The following is a 14774-nucleotide window of genomic DNA, read 5'->3' as shown; positions in this document are numbered from 1 at the left end:
GCTTTGGCTGGAAATTCAGTGACGTCGGAGTGTCTGGCTGATTTTTTTTGGATACTAAGCACAGAAAAGTGCCGGAAACTCAAGGCTGCTGTATCTGCTGCAAATGACCGTAGAGCCGAGCGTACAAGCCACCTTCGGCAATCAACTGCAAATGGTCGCCGTCCTCGGCGATCTGCCCCCCATCGAACACCAGGACACGGTCGGCCTGTTTTACCGCCGAGAGCCGGTGGGCGATGATCAGCGTGGTGCGTCCACTGAGGAAACGCGCCAGGGCCTGGTGAAGGTTGTACTCGGTGGCCGCGTCCAGCGCCGAAGTGGCTTCATCGAGGATCACCACTCGCGGATCCGCCAAGACCATGCGGGCGATGGCCAGCCGTTGCCGCTGGCCACCCGACAGCCGTACCCCGGAACGCCCGACGACACTGTCCAGGCCCTGGGGCAGTGCGCGCACGGTGGCGTCGAGCTGGGCGATTTCCAACGCACGCCAGCAGGCATCGTCGCTGCACGCGCGGCCCATGGTGAGGTTGGCGCGCACCGTGTCGTTGAACAGTGCCGGATGCTGCAACACCACCGCGACGTTTTCGCGGATGGTTTCCAGGCCGATCGCCTGCTGGGTCGCACCGCCGAAACGGATGGTGCCCGATTGCGGCGTGTACAAGCCCAACAACAGTTGCACCAGGGTGCTCTTGCCGCCACCGCTGGCCCCGACGATGGCGACTTTCTCGCCAGGCCGGATGGACAGGTTCAGCTGGTTGAGCACCCGTTCCTCGCCGTAGCCGAAAACCAGCCCGTGGATGTCGATGCCCACCGTATCACGGCCCTTGAACGGGTCAGTACCGCCGGGGTACTGCGGCTCGTCGGCCCGGGCCAGCAGTTCATTGATCCGCGACAACGCGCCGCCCGCCGCATAGAAGGCGTACTGCAGATTGAGCAACTGCTCCACCGGGCCGATCATGAACCACAGGTAGCTGAACACCGCGAGCATCTGCCCGATCGACAAGTCCGAAAACAATACGGTGAGCATGGCCGCTGCGCGAAAGATATCGATGCCGAACTGGAACAGCAGGCCCGTCGCGCGGCTGGAGGCATCGGTTTTCCACTGCGAACTCACGGCATAGTCGCGAACTTCCCTGGCCCGCAGGCCCAGGCGTCCGAGGAAAAAGCCCTGACGATTGCCGGCCCGCACCTCCTGGATGGCGTCCAGGGTTTCGGTCAGGGCCTGGGTGAAACGCGACGTGCTGTCGTTCTCCAGTTTCTTGAGGTGCTTGACCCTTTTCCCCAGTTGCACCGTGGCGTAGATCACCAGCGGGTTGAACAACAGGATCAGCAGCGCCAGCTTCCAGTGCATCCACACCAGGATCCCGGCGGTGCCCACCAGGGTCAGCATCGCCACCAGGAAACGGCTGAGGGTTTCACCGACGAATTTGTCGACGGTGTCCAGGTCGGTGACCAGGTGGGCCGCCACGGTGCCGCTGCCCAGGCTTTCGTACTCGCCGAGGGAAATCCGCTTGAGCCGTTCGATCAAGCGGATGCGGATGCGATAGACGATGTCCTTGGCCAACCGGGCGAACAATCGCGCCTGCAATACGTTGAAGAGCAACGCACCGCAACGCAGGGCCAGGGTCACCAGCAACATCAAGCCGATATAACCGGCCGCCTGCCGCCATCCCGCCGGCAAGACCTGGTTCATCACCTTCAAGGCCGCATCGCCGCGCCCCAACAGCACTTCATCCACCAACAGCGGCAAAAGCAAGGGAATCGGCACGCTGCACAGGGTCGCCAGCACCGCCACGGCGTTGGCGATCCACAGGGCTTTCTTGTGCTTGAGGGCCAGGCGCCGGATTTCGGCCCAGCTCAACCGATCGATGCGTTGTGCGGCCGACGACTGCTCCGGCCGGTCAGGCACAGGCGGCGCGCTCCAACCAGCGGCCCAGCAACGGCGAGAGCAGCTCCAGGGGCTGGTAGCCGTTGGTCAACAGCGCCAGTTGGCCGTCGCGCTCGGCCAGCAGTGTAGGGAACCCGGCGATCCCCAAGTCCTGCACCCAGGTGAAATCGGCGGCAGTGGCCGCGTGCTGCTCGGCCCGGTCGAAGGCCGCGGCGAACTCGATGCGCGGCAGCCCGGCCTGTTCGGCCAGCTCCACCAGGACACTGGCGTGGGTGACGTCGCGACCCTGCACATAAAACGCCTGCTGGATCAGCTTCAGCAGGTTGAAGGCCAGGTCCGGCGCCAGGGTGCGGGCGGTGACCACGGCGCGGCAGGCCGGCTCGGTGTCGTAGACAAAGCCGTCCGGCAGCGCGCCTTCCAGCTTGAACGGCTGGCCGGTGGCCTGGGTGACGGCCTGCCAGTGTTCGAGAATGTAGCGCCGGGTCGTCGGCTCCAGCGCCGACCCGCTGCCGGTGCGCAAGCCGCCCACCACCAGGTGCAACTCCACCCCGGCTGCCTGCGCCTGCTCCACCAGCGCCTCGGCCACCGGTGCAAACCCCCAGCACCAGGAACACATCGGGTCCATCACGTAGAGCAGGCGTGGCGCCATGGTTCAAGCCTCGGAAGATGACTGCTTGTAGTTGTAGCCGATCGGGTGCGGCAGGTTGCGGGCCTTGGCCAGCTCGATCTGCTTTTGCCGGTCGATGGCGCTGCGACGGGTTTTCTCGCTCAGCGTGTCCCAGCAATGCGGGCAACTGATACCCGGCACATAGTGCTCCGAGGCACGGTCCTCGACGCTCACCGGTGTACGACAGGCATGACATTGATCGTAGTCGCCTTCGCTGAGGTCGTGGCGAACGGTGACGCGGTTATCGAACACGAAGCAGTCGCCACGCCACTTGGACTGCTCCTGGGGCACTTCCTCCAGGTATTTGAGGATGCCGCCCTTGAGGTGGTAGACCTCGTCGAAACCCTGGCCGAGCATGTAGCTGGAGGCCTTTTCGCAGCGAATGCCGCCGGTGCAGAACATCGCGACCTTCTTGTGGCGGGCCGGGTCGAAGTTGGCCTTGATGTAGTCGGGGAACTCGCGAAAGCTGGTGGTCTTGGGGTCGATCGCCCCTTCAAAGGTGCCGATGGACACTTCGTAGTCGTTACGGGTATCGATCAACAGTACCTCCGGATCGCTGATCAGCGCGTTCCAGTCCTGGGGCTCGACGTAGGTGCCGACCTGCTTGTTCGGGTCCACGCCTTCGACGCCGAGGGTGACGATTTCCTTCTTGAGCTTGACCTTGGTGCGATAGAACGGCTGCTCGTCGCAATACGACTCTTTGTGGTCGATGTCGATCATGCGCGGATCGTTCCTGAGCCAGGCCAGCAGCCCGTCGATGCCTTCACGGGAGCCGGAGACAGTGCCATTGATGCCTTCCTCGGCGATCAACAACGTGCCTTTGATGCCGTTATCGAGCATGGCCTTGAGCAGCGGCTCGCGCAGCTCGACGTAGTCTTCAAGGGTGACGAACTTATACAGTGCCGCCACGACAATGGGTTGTGTCATGGGTATTTCTCCAGGTGGCTACCCTCGCAAAGGGTGAACCGGATACGAAAAAAAACGCGCCGGGTGAGCGGCGCGTGGCGGATTCTAGCAAAAACAGGGGGGTTGCAGACAGCGATTGCTGTGGGCAACAGTGCTGTGAGGATCACTTGGTTGGGGGCAAAGCCTGAATCTGTGGGAGCAAAGCTTGCTCGCGATGCAGACACCTCAGTTTCTGAGAGACCGCATCAACTTCATCGCGGGCAAGCCTTGCTCCCACAGACTCAAGGCTTTGCCATCCACAGCAGACCGATCAGTGCTTGCTGCCACCGGCACAGGTCGGCGAAGCCGGGGCCGCGTCGATCTGCGCCCACTCCTCGGGGGTGTAGGTGTGCAGCGCCAACGCGTGGAACTCGCCCATCAGCTCGCCCAGCGTGCCGTAGACCTTCTGGTGTCGTTTGACGCGATTGAGCCCTTCGAACTGCTGGCTGACCACCACGGCCTTGAAGTGGGTCTGTAGCCCACGGCTGTGCATGTGGCTTTCATCCAGCACTTGCAGGTGCTCGGGCTGCAACAGCCCGAGCGTCGATTCGATGCGTTGCTGCATGCTCATACCGGGCTCCGACTACTTTTTCTTGGCCGGCGCGGCGGCTTTCGGCTCGAGCTCGGCGGTCATGTCCGCCAGCAGCTTGTTGACCACCGGCACGGCGCTTTCAAGCTTGGCCTGGGTCAGCTGGGCCGATTGCTGGGTCAGCTGCGGCATTTTCTCCAGGACTTTCTTGCCCAGCGGAGACTGGTAGAACGCCACCAGGTCCTTGAGCTCCGATTCGCTGAAGTTGCTGGTGTAGAGCTTGACCATGTCCGGCTTGAGCTTGTTCCAGCCGATGGCCTGGTCCAGCGCGGCGTTGGCCTTGGCCTGGTAGGTTTCCAGGGTGGCTTTCTTAGACTCGGGGGCCTTGGTCTGTTCGAAGCGCTGGGCAAACATCTGCTGCACTTGCATGTACACCGGGGTGCCCAGTTTGTCAGCGTGCGCCAGGGTCAGGAACGCTTCGGCGCTGGCGTTGTGGCTGGCGGTATCGGCGAAAACAGGGCCGCTGGCACATACCAGAGCAACTGCGGTACAGATGGCACGAAGACGGGTCATCGAGTTTCCTTTCATTACAGGCGAGGTAAAACCCCAAGGGCGACCATTCTGCGCCTAATAAACGCCGGGCCTCAACCCCGACGCACCGGGGCGCCGATTGACGGGCCGCGACCGCCGCCTCTAGATTGAGGGAACCGGCGCCGCCCATCCGGGCCTAAACTGCGCATTCAGCCTTAAAGGAGTTTGACCCGATGAGCCGTACCGAAACCGACAGCCTGGGCCAGGTTGAAGTCCCCGACGACGCCTATTGGGGCGCCCAGACACAGCGGTCCATGATCAACTTCGCCATCGGCAACGAGCGCATGCCGCTGTCGGTGCTGCATGCCCTGGCGCTGATCAAGAAAGCCGCCGCCCGGGTCAATGACCGTAACGGCGACTTGCCCGCCGACATCGCCCGGCTGATCGAACAGGCCGCCGACGAAGTGCTGGACGGCCAGCACGACGACCAGTTCCCGCTGGTGGTCTGGCAGACCGGCAGCGGTACCCAGAGCAACATGAACGTCAACGAGGTGATCGCCGGGCGCGCCAACGAGCTGGCGGGCAACCCCCGCGGCGGCAAGACCCCGGTCCACCCGAACGATCACGTCAACCGCTCCCAGAGCTCCAACGACTGTTTCCCCACGGCGATGCACATCGCCGCCGTCCAGGCTGTCCACAAGCAACTGTTGCCGGCCATCAGCGAATTGTCTGGCGGGCTGGCGGAGCTGGCGGCTCGCCACCTGAAGCTGGTCAAGACCGGTCGCACCCACATGATGGACGCCACGCCCATCACGTTCGGCCAGGAGCTGTCGGCGTTCATCGCCCAGCTCGACTATGCCGAGCGCGCGATCCGCGCCGCGTTGCCAGCGGTCTGCGAACTGGCCCAGGGCGGCACGGCGGTGGGCACCGGGCTCAATTCACCCCATGGCTTTGGCGAAGCCATCGCCGCCGAGCTCGCGGCGCTTTCCGGCCTGCCGTTCGTCACCGCGCCGAACAAGTTTGCCGCGCTGGCGGGCCACGAGCCGCTGACAGCCTTGTCCGGCGCGCTGAAAACCCTGGCGGTGACCCTGATGAAAATCGCCAACGACCTGCGCCTGCTGGGCTCCGGGCCACGGGCCGGATTCGCCGAGGTGAAATTGCCGGCCAACGAACCGGGCAGCTCGATCATGCCGGGCAAGGTCAACCCGACCCAGTGCGAGGCCCTGTCGATGCTGGCTTGCCAGGTGCTGGGCAACGACGTGACCATCGGTTTCGCCGCCAGCCAGGGGCATTTGCAGTTGAACGTGTTCAAGCCGGTGATCATCCACAACCTGTTGCAGTCGATCCGGCTGCTGGCCGATGGCTGCAGCAACTTCCAGCAGCATTGCATCGCCGGCCTCGAACCGGACGCCGAGCAGATGGCCGCGCACCTGGAGCGCGGGCTGATGCTGGTGACCGCATTGAACCCGCACATCGGCTACGACAAGTCCGCCGAAATCGCCAAGAAAGCCTACGGCGAAGGGCTGACCCTGCGTGAAGCGGCGTTGCAGCTGGGGTACCTGACCGACGAAGAGTTCGACACCTGGGTCAGGCCGGAGAACATGCTGGAAGCCGGTAGCCAGGGCTGAGCCTTGTATTGACTGAGCGTCAGCTTTCGCGAGCAAGCCCGCTCCCACATTCGATTTCCTCGAGCACAAATTGCGTGCTCGACACAAATCCCCTGTGGGAGCGGGCTTGCTCGCGAAGAACGGTAACGCGGACTACCGCTCTACAGCCAAACGCTCGCGCCGCGCCCTCAGCCCGGCGACCAGCGAAGGCCCCAGCGCCACCAGCGCCGACCCCAACACCACCAGCACCGCCCCGCCATACCCCAGCAGGTTGATCTGCTCGGCGTGCACGTAGTCGGGCCACCACCAGGCCGCCAACGCCACGGCAGCGAAGGTCACCAGCGGGGTGATCGCCAGCGTCGCGCTGACCCGCGACGCCTCCCAATGGGCCAGGGCCTCGGCAAACGCGCCATAGGCGATCAGGGTGTTGAGGCAGCAGGCCAGCAGCAGCCAACCTTGCAGCGGGCTCAGTTGCAGCGCTTCCAGGGGGTGCACCCACGGCGTGAGCAGCAACGCGCAAAACAGGTAGATCACCATCATCACCTGCAGCGAATTCCACACCGTCAGCAGTTGCTTCTGCCCCAGGGCATAGAAGGTCCAGACCGTGGACGCCAGCAACACCAGCAGGACCCCGGCGGTGTATTCGCTCAGCGAGGTGAGCAGCTCGACCAGGCGCTGGTTGAAAAACAGCGCGAAGCCGATCAGCAGCACCGCCAGGCCAATGCCCTGGCCGATGCTGAAGCGCTCCTTGAAGACGAACAGGCTGGCCACCAGCAACATGATCGGGCCCATCTGCACCACCAGCTGCGCGGTGCCGGGGCTCAGGCGGTTCAGGCCCATTAGGTACAACACGTAATTGCCTACCAGCCCCAGCACCGCCATCGCCACCAGCCAACCGCCCCGGGGCCCGAGCACCCGGCGGCTTGGCAGGCGGCGGGTGGCGCCGAGGTAGATGAACAGCAGGCCGCCGGACACCAGCAGGCGAAACCAGGTCACGGTGACCGGGTCCATCACTTGCAGCACTTGCTTGAGCTTGATCGGCAGGATTCCCCACAACAGGGCGGTCAGCAAGGCGAGGAACAGGCCATAGACCCAGCGACCGGACGAAATATGCATGCAATCCTCGAAGCCCAGGACAAAAGAGCGTCTATTCTAGACATGGATCACAGGTCAACACAGGGACAGTTGGTCACTAACAGTTCATGATGACGCATGGCACATTGCCGCCTATCGGCTATCCAAGCGCCCATCGATGGCAACACATAAACTTCACTCCATCAGCTTTCGCCTTCCCCTGGAGCCTCTCATGCTTGGCAAACGTGCCGAAGACGTCGTCCCCGCGATGGTCTTCCCCAGTGACCGAATTTGCCGGGTGAACGGCCAATTCTATTTCAGTACGCGGGAAGGTACCCATGAGGGACCCTTCGCCGACCGTGAGACAGCGGAACGCGAAGTGGCGGAGTACATCAAGCGAATGTTGCAACTGACCCAGGTGGCCAGCTAGTGGCCTGGGGGCGCTCGCCCACGCTGGGGCGCGCAGCCCCGGCCCGTCAGTAAACCGAATCGACCGTTGGCGCCTGCCTCGCAGCCGAGCGGGAGCAAGCGCCCTCGCCACAAAAGCCGCTCATGCCATAAGCCCGAGACTATTTCACCACCTCGAACAACCCCGTCGCCCCCATCCCGCCGCCGACGCACATGGTCACTACGCCATAGCGCAGGCCGCGCCGCTGCAGTTCACGCACCAGGTGCCCCACTTGTCGCGAGCCGGTCATGCCGAACGGGTGGCCAATGGAGATGGAGCCACCGTTGACGTTGTACTTCTCGTTATCGATTTCCAGCCGGTCGCGGCTGTACAGGCACTGGGAGGCGAAGGCCTCGTTGAGTTCCCACAAGTCGATATCGGCCACCTGCAAACCCTTGGCCTTGAGCAGCTTGGGCACCGAGAACACCGGGCCGATGCCCATTTCGTCCGGTTCGCAACCGGCCACGGTGAAGCCCCGGAAGAACGCCTTGGGCTTGAGCCCCAGCGCCAGGGCTTTTTCCAGGCTCATGACCAGGGTCATCGACGCGCCGTCGGACAATTGCGACGAATTGCCCGCCGTGACCGAACCGTCCTCGGCGAAGACCGGTTTCAGCCCGGCGAGGCTTTCATAGGTGGTGTCCGGGCGGTTGCAGTCGTCGTGATCGACCACGCCCTCGAGGATCTGCACCGCACCGGTGTGCTTGTCCTCGACCCGGTACTTGACCTGCATGGGAACGATTTCGTCAGTGAACAGCCCGGCAGCCTGGGCCTTGGCGGTGCGCTGCTGGCTCTGCAAGGCGTAGCGGTCCTGTTGCTCGCGGCTGACCTGGTAGCGCCGGGCGACCACCTCGGCCGTCTGGCCCATGGGGAAATAGATGCCCGGCACCTGTTCCTTGAGCAACGGGTTGATCAGGTTGTCGGTGTTGACGCTTTTCATCGTCAGGCTGATGGACTCCACGCCACCGGCCACGATGATGTCGCTGCAACCGGATGCGATCTGGTTGGCCGCGATGGCGATGGCTTGCAGGCCCGAGGAGCAAAAGCGGTTGAGAGTCATGCCGGCGGTGCCGGTGCCCAGCCGTGAGAGCACCGCGACGTTGCGGCCGATGTTGTAGCCCTGGGCGCCTTCATTGGAACCGGCGCCGACGATGCAGTCCTCGACGCTGGCCGGGTCGATGTCATTGCGCGTCAGCAACGCGTTGACGCAATGTGCCGCCATGTCGTCCGGGCGGGTCATGTTGAACTTGCCCCGGAAAGACTTGGCCAGGCCGGTTCGTACGCTATCGACGATCACCACTTCACGCATGGCGCTTCCCCATTGTTGTTGTCGGTTGAGAGTGGATCGAGCATAGATCCACTGCATAACCAACCGCGACGATCATTCACCTCGCGTATGCGCCGCCATCGGCCTATTTCCTGGACTTCCTCTTCCGCGCCTGTTTATCGGCGCGTTCGAAGGCCTCTTCCAAGGCGTGGTTCAAGGTGCGCAATACCTTGACCCGCGCCCAGCGCTTATCGTTGGCCTCCACCAACGTCCAGGGGGAAATCTCGGTGCTGGTGCGGTCCACCATGTCACACACCGCGGCCCGGTACGCGTCCCACTTGTCGCGGTTGCGCCAATCATCCTCGGTGATCTTGAAGCGCTTGAACGGGATGTCCTCGCGGGCCTGGAAGCGCTCCAGCTGGGTCTGCTTGTCGATGGCCAGCCAGAACTTGACCACCACCACGCCGGCATCGGCGATCTGCTCTTCGAAATCGTTGATCTCGCCATAGGCCCTCAACCAATCGGCCCGGCTGCAGAACCCCTCGACCCGCTCCACCAGCACCCGGCCATACCAGGAACGATCGAACACAGTGAACTTGCCCCGCGCCGGCAGGTGCCGCCAGAACCGCCACATGTAGGGATGGGCGCGCTCTTCCTCGGTGGGCGCGGCGATCGGCACGATGCTGTACTGGCGCGGGTCGAGCGCCGCCGCGACCCGCCGGATCGCACCGCCCTTGCCGGCTGCGTCGTTGCCTTCGAACACCGCCACCAGGGCATGCCGGCGCATGCGTTTGTCCCGCAGCAGGCCGGCGAAGCGCGCCTGTTCGGTAATCAGCTGTTCTTCGTAGTCGTCCTTGTCCAGGCTCAGGGTCATGTCCAGGCTGTCGATCAGCGTGACCTGGTCGTCCAGCGCCGGCAGCGGCGCCACGCTGACCTTTTCCGGCTTGACCTTCGGCCGGTCCAGCGCCTGGCGCAAGCCTTCCAGCAGGATCCGCCCGACCGTGAGGCTGCGATAACAGCTGTCCACGCCCTCGATCACATGCCAGGGCGCGTAGTCGCGGCTGGTGCGGCGCAACACCCGCTCGCCGTACTTGACGAACTTGTCGTAGGTCTGCGATTGCTGCCAGTCCAGCGGGCTGATGCGCCAGCTGTGCAGCGGGTCATCCTTGAGGCTCTTGAGCCGGGCTTTCATCTGTTTCTTGGACAGGTGGAACCAGAACTTGAAGATCAACGCGCCTTCGTCGCAGAGCATCTTTTCCAGGCGCTCGGCGGCGTTGATCGCCTGGTCGAGCCGTGGATCCTTGAATTCGCCATGGACCCGCCCCTGCAGCATCTGGCTGTACCAGTTGCCGAAGAAGATCCCCATGCGCCCCTTGGCCGGCAGCATCCGCCAGTAGCGCCAGGCGGGTGGATGCGCCAGTTCCTCATCGGTCTGCTGGTCGAAGGTGCGCACTTCGATCAACCGCGGGTCCATCCACTCGTTGAGCAGCTTCACCGTCTCGCCCTTGCCCGCGCCTTCGATGCCATTGATCAGCACGATGACCGGAAAGCGACCCTGCTGCTGCAACTCGAATTGCGCTTCGAGCAACGCTTCGCGCAGGGCCGGCACCTCGGCCTCGAAGGTGTCTTTGTCGATGACGTGACCGATTTCAGCGGATTCAAACATGGGCAACTCCTTCCAGGGATGGACCAAGACTAGCGGATTGAAGGCCCTGCGGTGTAGCGCCGCGTAGGGCCCGGCCCACGGCATCGGCTAGAATGGTCTCCCCGTTTTCACCGAGCCTGCCATGACGTCTATCCAGCAACACGCCCAACTCGACTGGGACGACCAGGGTCGCCCGCGTTCGCGGGTGTTCGACGATGTGTATTTTTCCGACCAGTCGGGGCTGGATGAAACGCGCTACGTGTTCCTCGAACAGAACCGGTTGGCCGAGCGTTTCGCCGCGCTGCCCCACGACGGGCGCCTGGTGATCGGCGAAACCGGTTTCGGCACCGGCCTGAACTTCCTCTGCGCCTGGCAGTTGTTCGAGCAGTGCGCACCGGCCCGTGCGCGACTGCATTTCGTCAGTGTCGAGAAGTACCCCTTGAGCCCCGAGGACCTGCGTCGCGCCCTGGCCCTCTGGCCATCGCTCCAAGTGCAGGCAGAGCAATTGCTGGGGCAGTACGTGGCCATCCACCAGGGTTTCCAACGGCTGGTCCTGGCCAACGGACGGGTGACGCTGACCTTGCTGATCGGCGATGCCCTGGAGCAGTTGCCGCAACTGGATGCCCAGATCGACGCCTGGTTCCTCGACGGATTTGCCCCCGCCAAGAACCCCGAAATGTGGACGGCCGAACTGTTCGCCGAACTGGCACGCCTGGCGGCCCCCGGATCAACCCTCAGCACCTTCACCAGCACCGGTTGGGTGCGGCGGTTGCTGAATGCCGCAGGCTTCAAGATGAAGCGCACGCCGGGCATCGGCCACAAATGGGAGATCCTGCGCGGCGCCTTCCTGGGCTGGCCGCAGCAGACGCCGGCGCCGTCCCCGGTGAAGCCCTGGTATGCCCGCCCCGCTGCGCGGGTTGGCGAACGGCGGGCCCTGGTGATCGGCGGCGGCCTGGCCGGTTGTGCCAGCGCCGCCAGCCTTGCGGCACGTGGCTGGCAGGTGACGCTGTTGGAGCGCCATGCCGGCTTGGCCGAGGAAGCGTCGGGCAATCCCCAGGGCGTGCTGTACCTCAAGTTGTCGGCCCACGGCACCGCGCTGTCGCAGATGATCCTCAGTGGCTTCGGCTATACCCGACGCCTGCTGGAGCACCTGCAACGCGGCGTGGACTGGGACGGTTGCGGCGTCCTGCAACTGGCGTTCAACCACAAGGAAGCCGAGCGCCAGGCGCAACTGGCCGAGGCATTCCCCGTAGATTTGCTGCGGCCCCTGGCGCAAGCCGAAGCCCGGTCGCGGTCGGGCATCGGCCTGGCCTGCGGCGGCTTGTTCTACCCCGAAGGCGGCTGGGTGCACCCGCCGGCGCTGTGCCGCTGGCAGGCCGCGAGCCCGGCAATCGAGGTGCAGGCCCATCATGAAGTGCTGGAGCTGCGCCGCGTGGACGGCCAGTGGCAAGCGTGGGACGGTGAACGATGCCTGGCCAGCGCGCCGGTGGTGATCCTCGCCAGCGCCGCCGAAATCAAGCGTTTCGAACCGGCCGCCGGGCTGCCCCTCAAGCGCATTCGCGGACAAATCACCCGGTTGCCGCAAACCGCACGCAGCCAGGACCTGGCCACCGTGGTCTGCGCCGAAGGCTATGTGGCGCCGCCACGGCTGGGCGAACACACCCTGGGCGCCAGTTTCGATTTCAGCAGCGACGACCTCACCCCCACCGCCGCCGAACATGCCGGCAACCTGCAGATGCTCAAGGAAATCTCCGAGGACCTGCTGGACCGCCTGGACGCCGGCGCCCTGGACCCGCAACGGCTCGAAGGCCGCGCGGCGTTCCGCTGCACCAGCCCGGACTACCTGCCGATCGTGGGCCCCCTGGCTGACAGCCAGGCGTTCAACGAGGCCTACCACGCCCTGGCCAGGGACGCCCGCCAGGTGCCAGACATTCCCTGCCCCTGGCTCGACGGCCTGTACGTCAACAGCGGCCACGGCTCCCGCGGCCTGATCACCGCGCCCTTGTCGGGGGAACTGATCGCCGCCTGGCTGGACAACGAACCGCTGCCGTTGCCCAGAAGCGTGGCCGAGGCCTGTCACCCGAACCGGTTCGCGTTGCGGGCCTTGATTCGGGGCAAGGCCTGACACGCATTTAATGGTGCACCCCAATCCCTGTGGGAGCGAGCTTGCTCACGATAGCGGTGGATCAGTTGGCATCTGAGCTGACTGACACACTGCCATCGCGAGCAAGCTCGCTCCCACAGGTTCTTCTTATCCCTGAGTCGTAAGACAGCTCCAACCCCGCCGGCTTATAACGGATCGATCTAAAACTCACAGCAATCCCCCCGGTCAGTTTCAGAGTACCCGCCCTTTCGGCGGACGTTGCCTGACCCCCTCCCCAACGGAAAAACCGGTAAGGACTTATGTGCGGATTAGCTGGAGAGTTACGTTTCGATCAACAACCTGCGGACCTCGCGGCCGTAGAGCGAATCACCCATCACTTGGCCCCGCGTGGCCCTGACGCCTGGGGTTTCCATAGCCAGGGGCCGATTGCCCTGGGCCATCGTCGCCTGAAGATCATGGACCTGTCGGACGGCTCGGCGCAGCCGATGATCGACAATCAGTTGGGCCTGTCCCTGGCCTTCAACGGCGCGATCTACAACTTCCCGGAACTGCGCGCCGAGCTCGAAGCGCTGGGCTATGCCTTTTATTCCGGCGGCGACACCGAGGTGCTGCTCAAGGGCTACCATGCCTGGGGCGAGGCCCTGCTGCCCAAGCTCAACGGCATGTTTGCCTTCGCCATCTGGGAGCGCGACGCCAAGCGGCTGTTCATCGCCCGTGACCGTCTCGGCGTCAAGCCGTTGTACCTGTCGCGTACCGGCCAGCGCTTGCGCTTCGCCTCGGCATTGCCAGCCTTGCTCAAGGGCGGTGACATCAGTCCGATGCTCGACCCGGTGGCCCTGAACCACTACCTGAATTTCCATGCGGTGGTCCCGGCCCCGCGCACCTTGCTGGCCGGCGTTGAAAAACTGCCGCCCGCCACCTGGATGCGGATCGACGCCGACGGCACCACCGAGCAGAAAACCTGGTGGACCCTGCCCTACGGCCCCCGTGCCGATGAACAGCACCTGGACCTGGAAGACTGGGTCGACCGTGTGCTCGACAGCACCCGCGAAGCGGTGGCCATCCGCCAACGCGCCGCCGTGGATGTGGGCGTGCTGCTGTCCGGCGGCGTCGATTCGAGCATGCTGGTGGGCTTGCTGCGGGAAGTCGGCGTGGACGACCTGTCCACCTTTTCCATCGGTTTCCAGGATGCCGGCGGCGAGCGCGGCGACGAATTCCAGTACTCGGACCTGATCGCCAAGCACTACGGCACCCGCCACCACCAACTGCGCATCGACGAAAAAGAGATCATCGAACAGTTGCCTGCCGCGTTCCGCGCCATGAGCGAACCGATGGTCAGCCACGACTGCATCGCGTTCTACCTGCTGTCGCGGGAAGTGGCCAAGCACTGCAAGGTGGTGCAGAGCGGCCAGGGTGCCGACGAGCTGTTCGCCGGTTACCACTGGTACCCGCAGGTGGACGGTGCCAGCGATCCCTACGCGGCCTACCGCGCGGCGTTCTTCGATCGCAGCTACGAGGAATACGCCGACACGGTGCAGCCCAAGTGGCTGACGGCCAACGACGCCGCCGGTGACTTCGTCAAGGAGCATTTCGCTCAACCGGGTGCCGACGCCGCCGTGGACAAGGCCCTGCGCCTGGACAGCACGGTGATGCTGGTGGACGACCCGGTCAAGCGCGTCGACAACATGACCATGGCCTGGGGCCTGGAAGCGCGCACGCCGTTCCTCGACTACCGGCTGGTGGAGCTTTCGGCCCGGGTGCCGGCCAAATTCAAGCTGCCCGACGGCGGCAAGCAGGTGCTCAAGGAAGCCGCCCGGCGCGTGATCCCCAGCGAGGTGATCGATCGCAAGAAAGGCTATTTCCCGGTGCCGGGCCTCAAGCACCTGGAAGGCGACACGCTGGCCTGGGTACGCGAACTGCTGCTGGATCCGAGCCAGGATCGCGGGCTGTTCAAGCCGGCCATGCTCGACCGCCTGCTCACCGACCCCAATGGCCAATTGACCCCGCTGCGCGGCTCGCGACTGTGGCAACTGGCGGCGCTGAACCTGTGGCTCAGCGAGCAAGGAATCTGATTG

Annotated in this window: 12 protein-coding genes; 4 read left to right on the top strand and 8 right to left on the bottom strand. The window is 64.2% G+C overall.

The genetic code is table 11. From position 1 onward, the window contains the following. Window positions 1-79: 79 nt before the first annotated feature. The 5 genes from Q6A48_RS00790 to Q6A48_RS00770 all read right to left on the bottom strand — a co-directional run bounded on the left by Q6A48_RS00790 (window position 80) and on the right by Q6A48_RS00770 (window position 4599). Window positions 80-1906 (bottom strand): ABC transporter ATP-binding protein, encoded by a 1827-nt coding sequence (locus Q6A48_RS00790; RefSeq protein ID WP_304551172.1) that lies wholly within the window; start codon window positions 1904-1906, stop codon window positions 80-82. After that, entirely contained in the window at window positions 1899-2534 is a 636-nt protein-coding gene (locus tag Q6A48_RS00785) for a DsbA family protein (protein WP_304551171.1), read from the bottom strand. The genes Q6A48_RS00790 and Q6A48_RS00785 overlap by 8 nt, the downstream gene beginning before the upstream one ends. Before the next feature lie 3 nt (window positions 2535-2537). Continuing rightward, window positions 2538-3479, bottom strand: coding sequence for an oxygen-dependent tRNA uridine(34) hydroxylase TrhO (trhO, locus tag Q6A48_RS00780; RefSeq protein ID WP_304551170.1), 942 nt, complete (start codon window positions 3477-3479; stop codon window positions 2538-2540). A 289-nt stretch (window positions 3480-3768) separates the two neighbouring features. Continuing rightward, window positions 3769-4068, bottom strand: a complete 300-nt coding sequence (locus tag Q6A48_RS00775) for a BolA family protein (RefSeq protein ID WP_014337210.1) — start codon at window positions 4066-4068, stop codon at window positions 3769-3771. Between the two features lie 12 nt (window positions 4069-4080). Next, window positions 4081-4599, bottom strand: a complete 519-nt coding sequence (locus Q6A48_RS00770) for a DUF2059 domain-containing protein (protein WP_304551165.1) — start codon at window positions 4597-4599, stop codon at window positions 4081-4083. Between the two features lie 191 nt (window positions 4600-4790). Between Q6A48_RS00770 and Q6A48_RS00765 the strand changes: the two genes are divergently transcribed. After that, window positions 4791-6185, top strand: coding sequence for a class II fumarate hydratase (locus Q6A48_RS00765; protein WP_304551163.1), 1395 nt, complete (start codon window positions 4791-4793; stop codon window positions 6183-6185). Between the two features lie 132 nt (window positions 6186-6317). On the opposite strand, the gene Q6A48_RS00760 is transcribed toward Q6A48_RS00765, so the two are convergent. After that, window positions 6318-7280, bottom strand: coding sequence for a DMT family transporter (locus Q6A48_RS00760; protein ID WP_304551161.1), 963 nt, complete (start codon window positions 7278-7280; stop codon window positions 6318-6320). A 190-nt stretch (window positions 7281-7470) separates the two neighbouring features. Between Q6A48_RS00760 and Q6A48_RS00755 the strand changes: the two genes are divergently transcribed. Beyond that, window positions 7471-7668: a DUF6316 family protein gene (locus Q6A48_RS00755; protein WP_304551159.1), complete on the top strand. Its 198-nt coding sequence runs from the start codon at window positions 7471-7473 to the stop codon at window positions 7666-7668. A gap of 139 nt (window positions 7669-7807) precedes the next feature. On the opposite strand, the gene Q6A48_RS00750 is transcribed toward Q6A48_RS00755, so the two are convergent. Next, window positions 7808-8992 carry a thiolase family protein gene (locus tag Q6A48_RS00750; protein ID WP_304551158.1) on the bottom strand — a complete coding sequence of 395 codons (1185 nt, stop codon included), beginning with the start codon at window positions 8990-8992 and terminating at the stop codon, window positions 7808-7810. A gap of 103 nt (window positions 8993-9095) precedes the next feature. Beyond that, window positions 9096-10616 (bottom strand): polyphosphate:AMP phosphotransferase, encoded by a 1521-nt coding sequence (gene pap / locus Q6A48_RS00745; RefSeq protein WP_304551157.1) that lies wholly within the window; start codon window positions 10614-10616, stop codon window positions 9096-9098. Window positions 10617-10737: 121 nt separating this feature from the next. Here pap and mnmC point away from each other — a divergent pair, with 121 nt between their 5' ends. After that, complete coding sequence (gene mnmC, locus Q6A48_RS00740) at window positions 10738-12720, top strand: bifunctional tRNA (5-methylaminomethyl-2-thiouridine)(34)-methyltransferase MnmC2/FAD-dependent 5-carboxymethylaminomethyl-2-thiouridine(34) oxidoreductase MnmC1 (RefSeq protein ID WP_304551156.1); 1983 nt, start codon at window positions 10738-10740, stop codon at window positions 12718-12720. A gap of 278 nt (window positions 12721-12998) precedes the next feature. Continuing rightward, window positions 12999-14771, top strand: a complete 1773-nt coding sequence (locus Q6A48_RS00735) for an N-acetylglutaminylglutamine amidotransferase (protein WP_304551155.1) — start codon at window positions 12999-13001, stop codon at window positions 14769-14771. Window positions 14772-14774: the final 3 nt, after the last annotated feature.

It is taken from the genome of Pseudomonas citrullilanati (genome assembly GCF_030580855.1).
Taxonomy (GTDB): Bacteria; Pseudomonadota; Gammaproteobacteria; order Pseudomonadales; family Pseudomonadaceae; genus Aquipseudomonas; species Aquipseudomonas citrulli.
The sequence above is the reverse complement of the archived record's forward strand: the minus strand, read 5'-3'. Positions and strand labels throughout refer to the sequence as shown.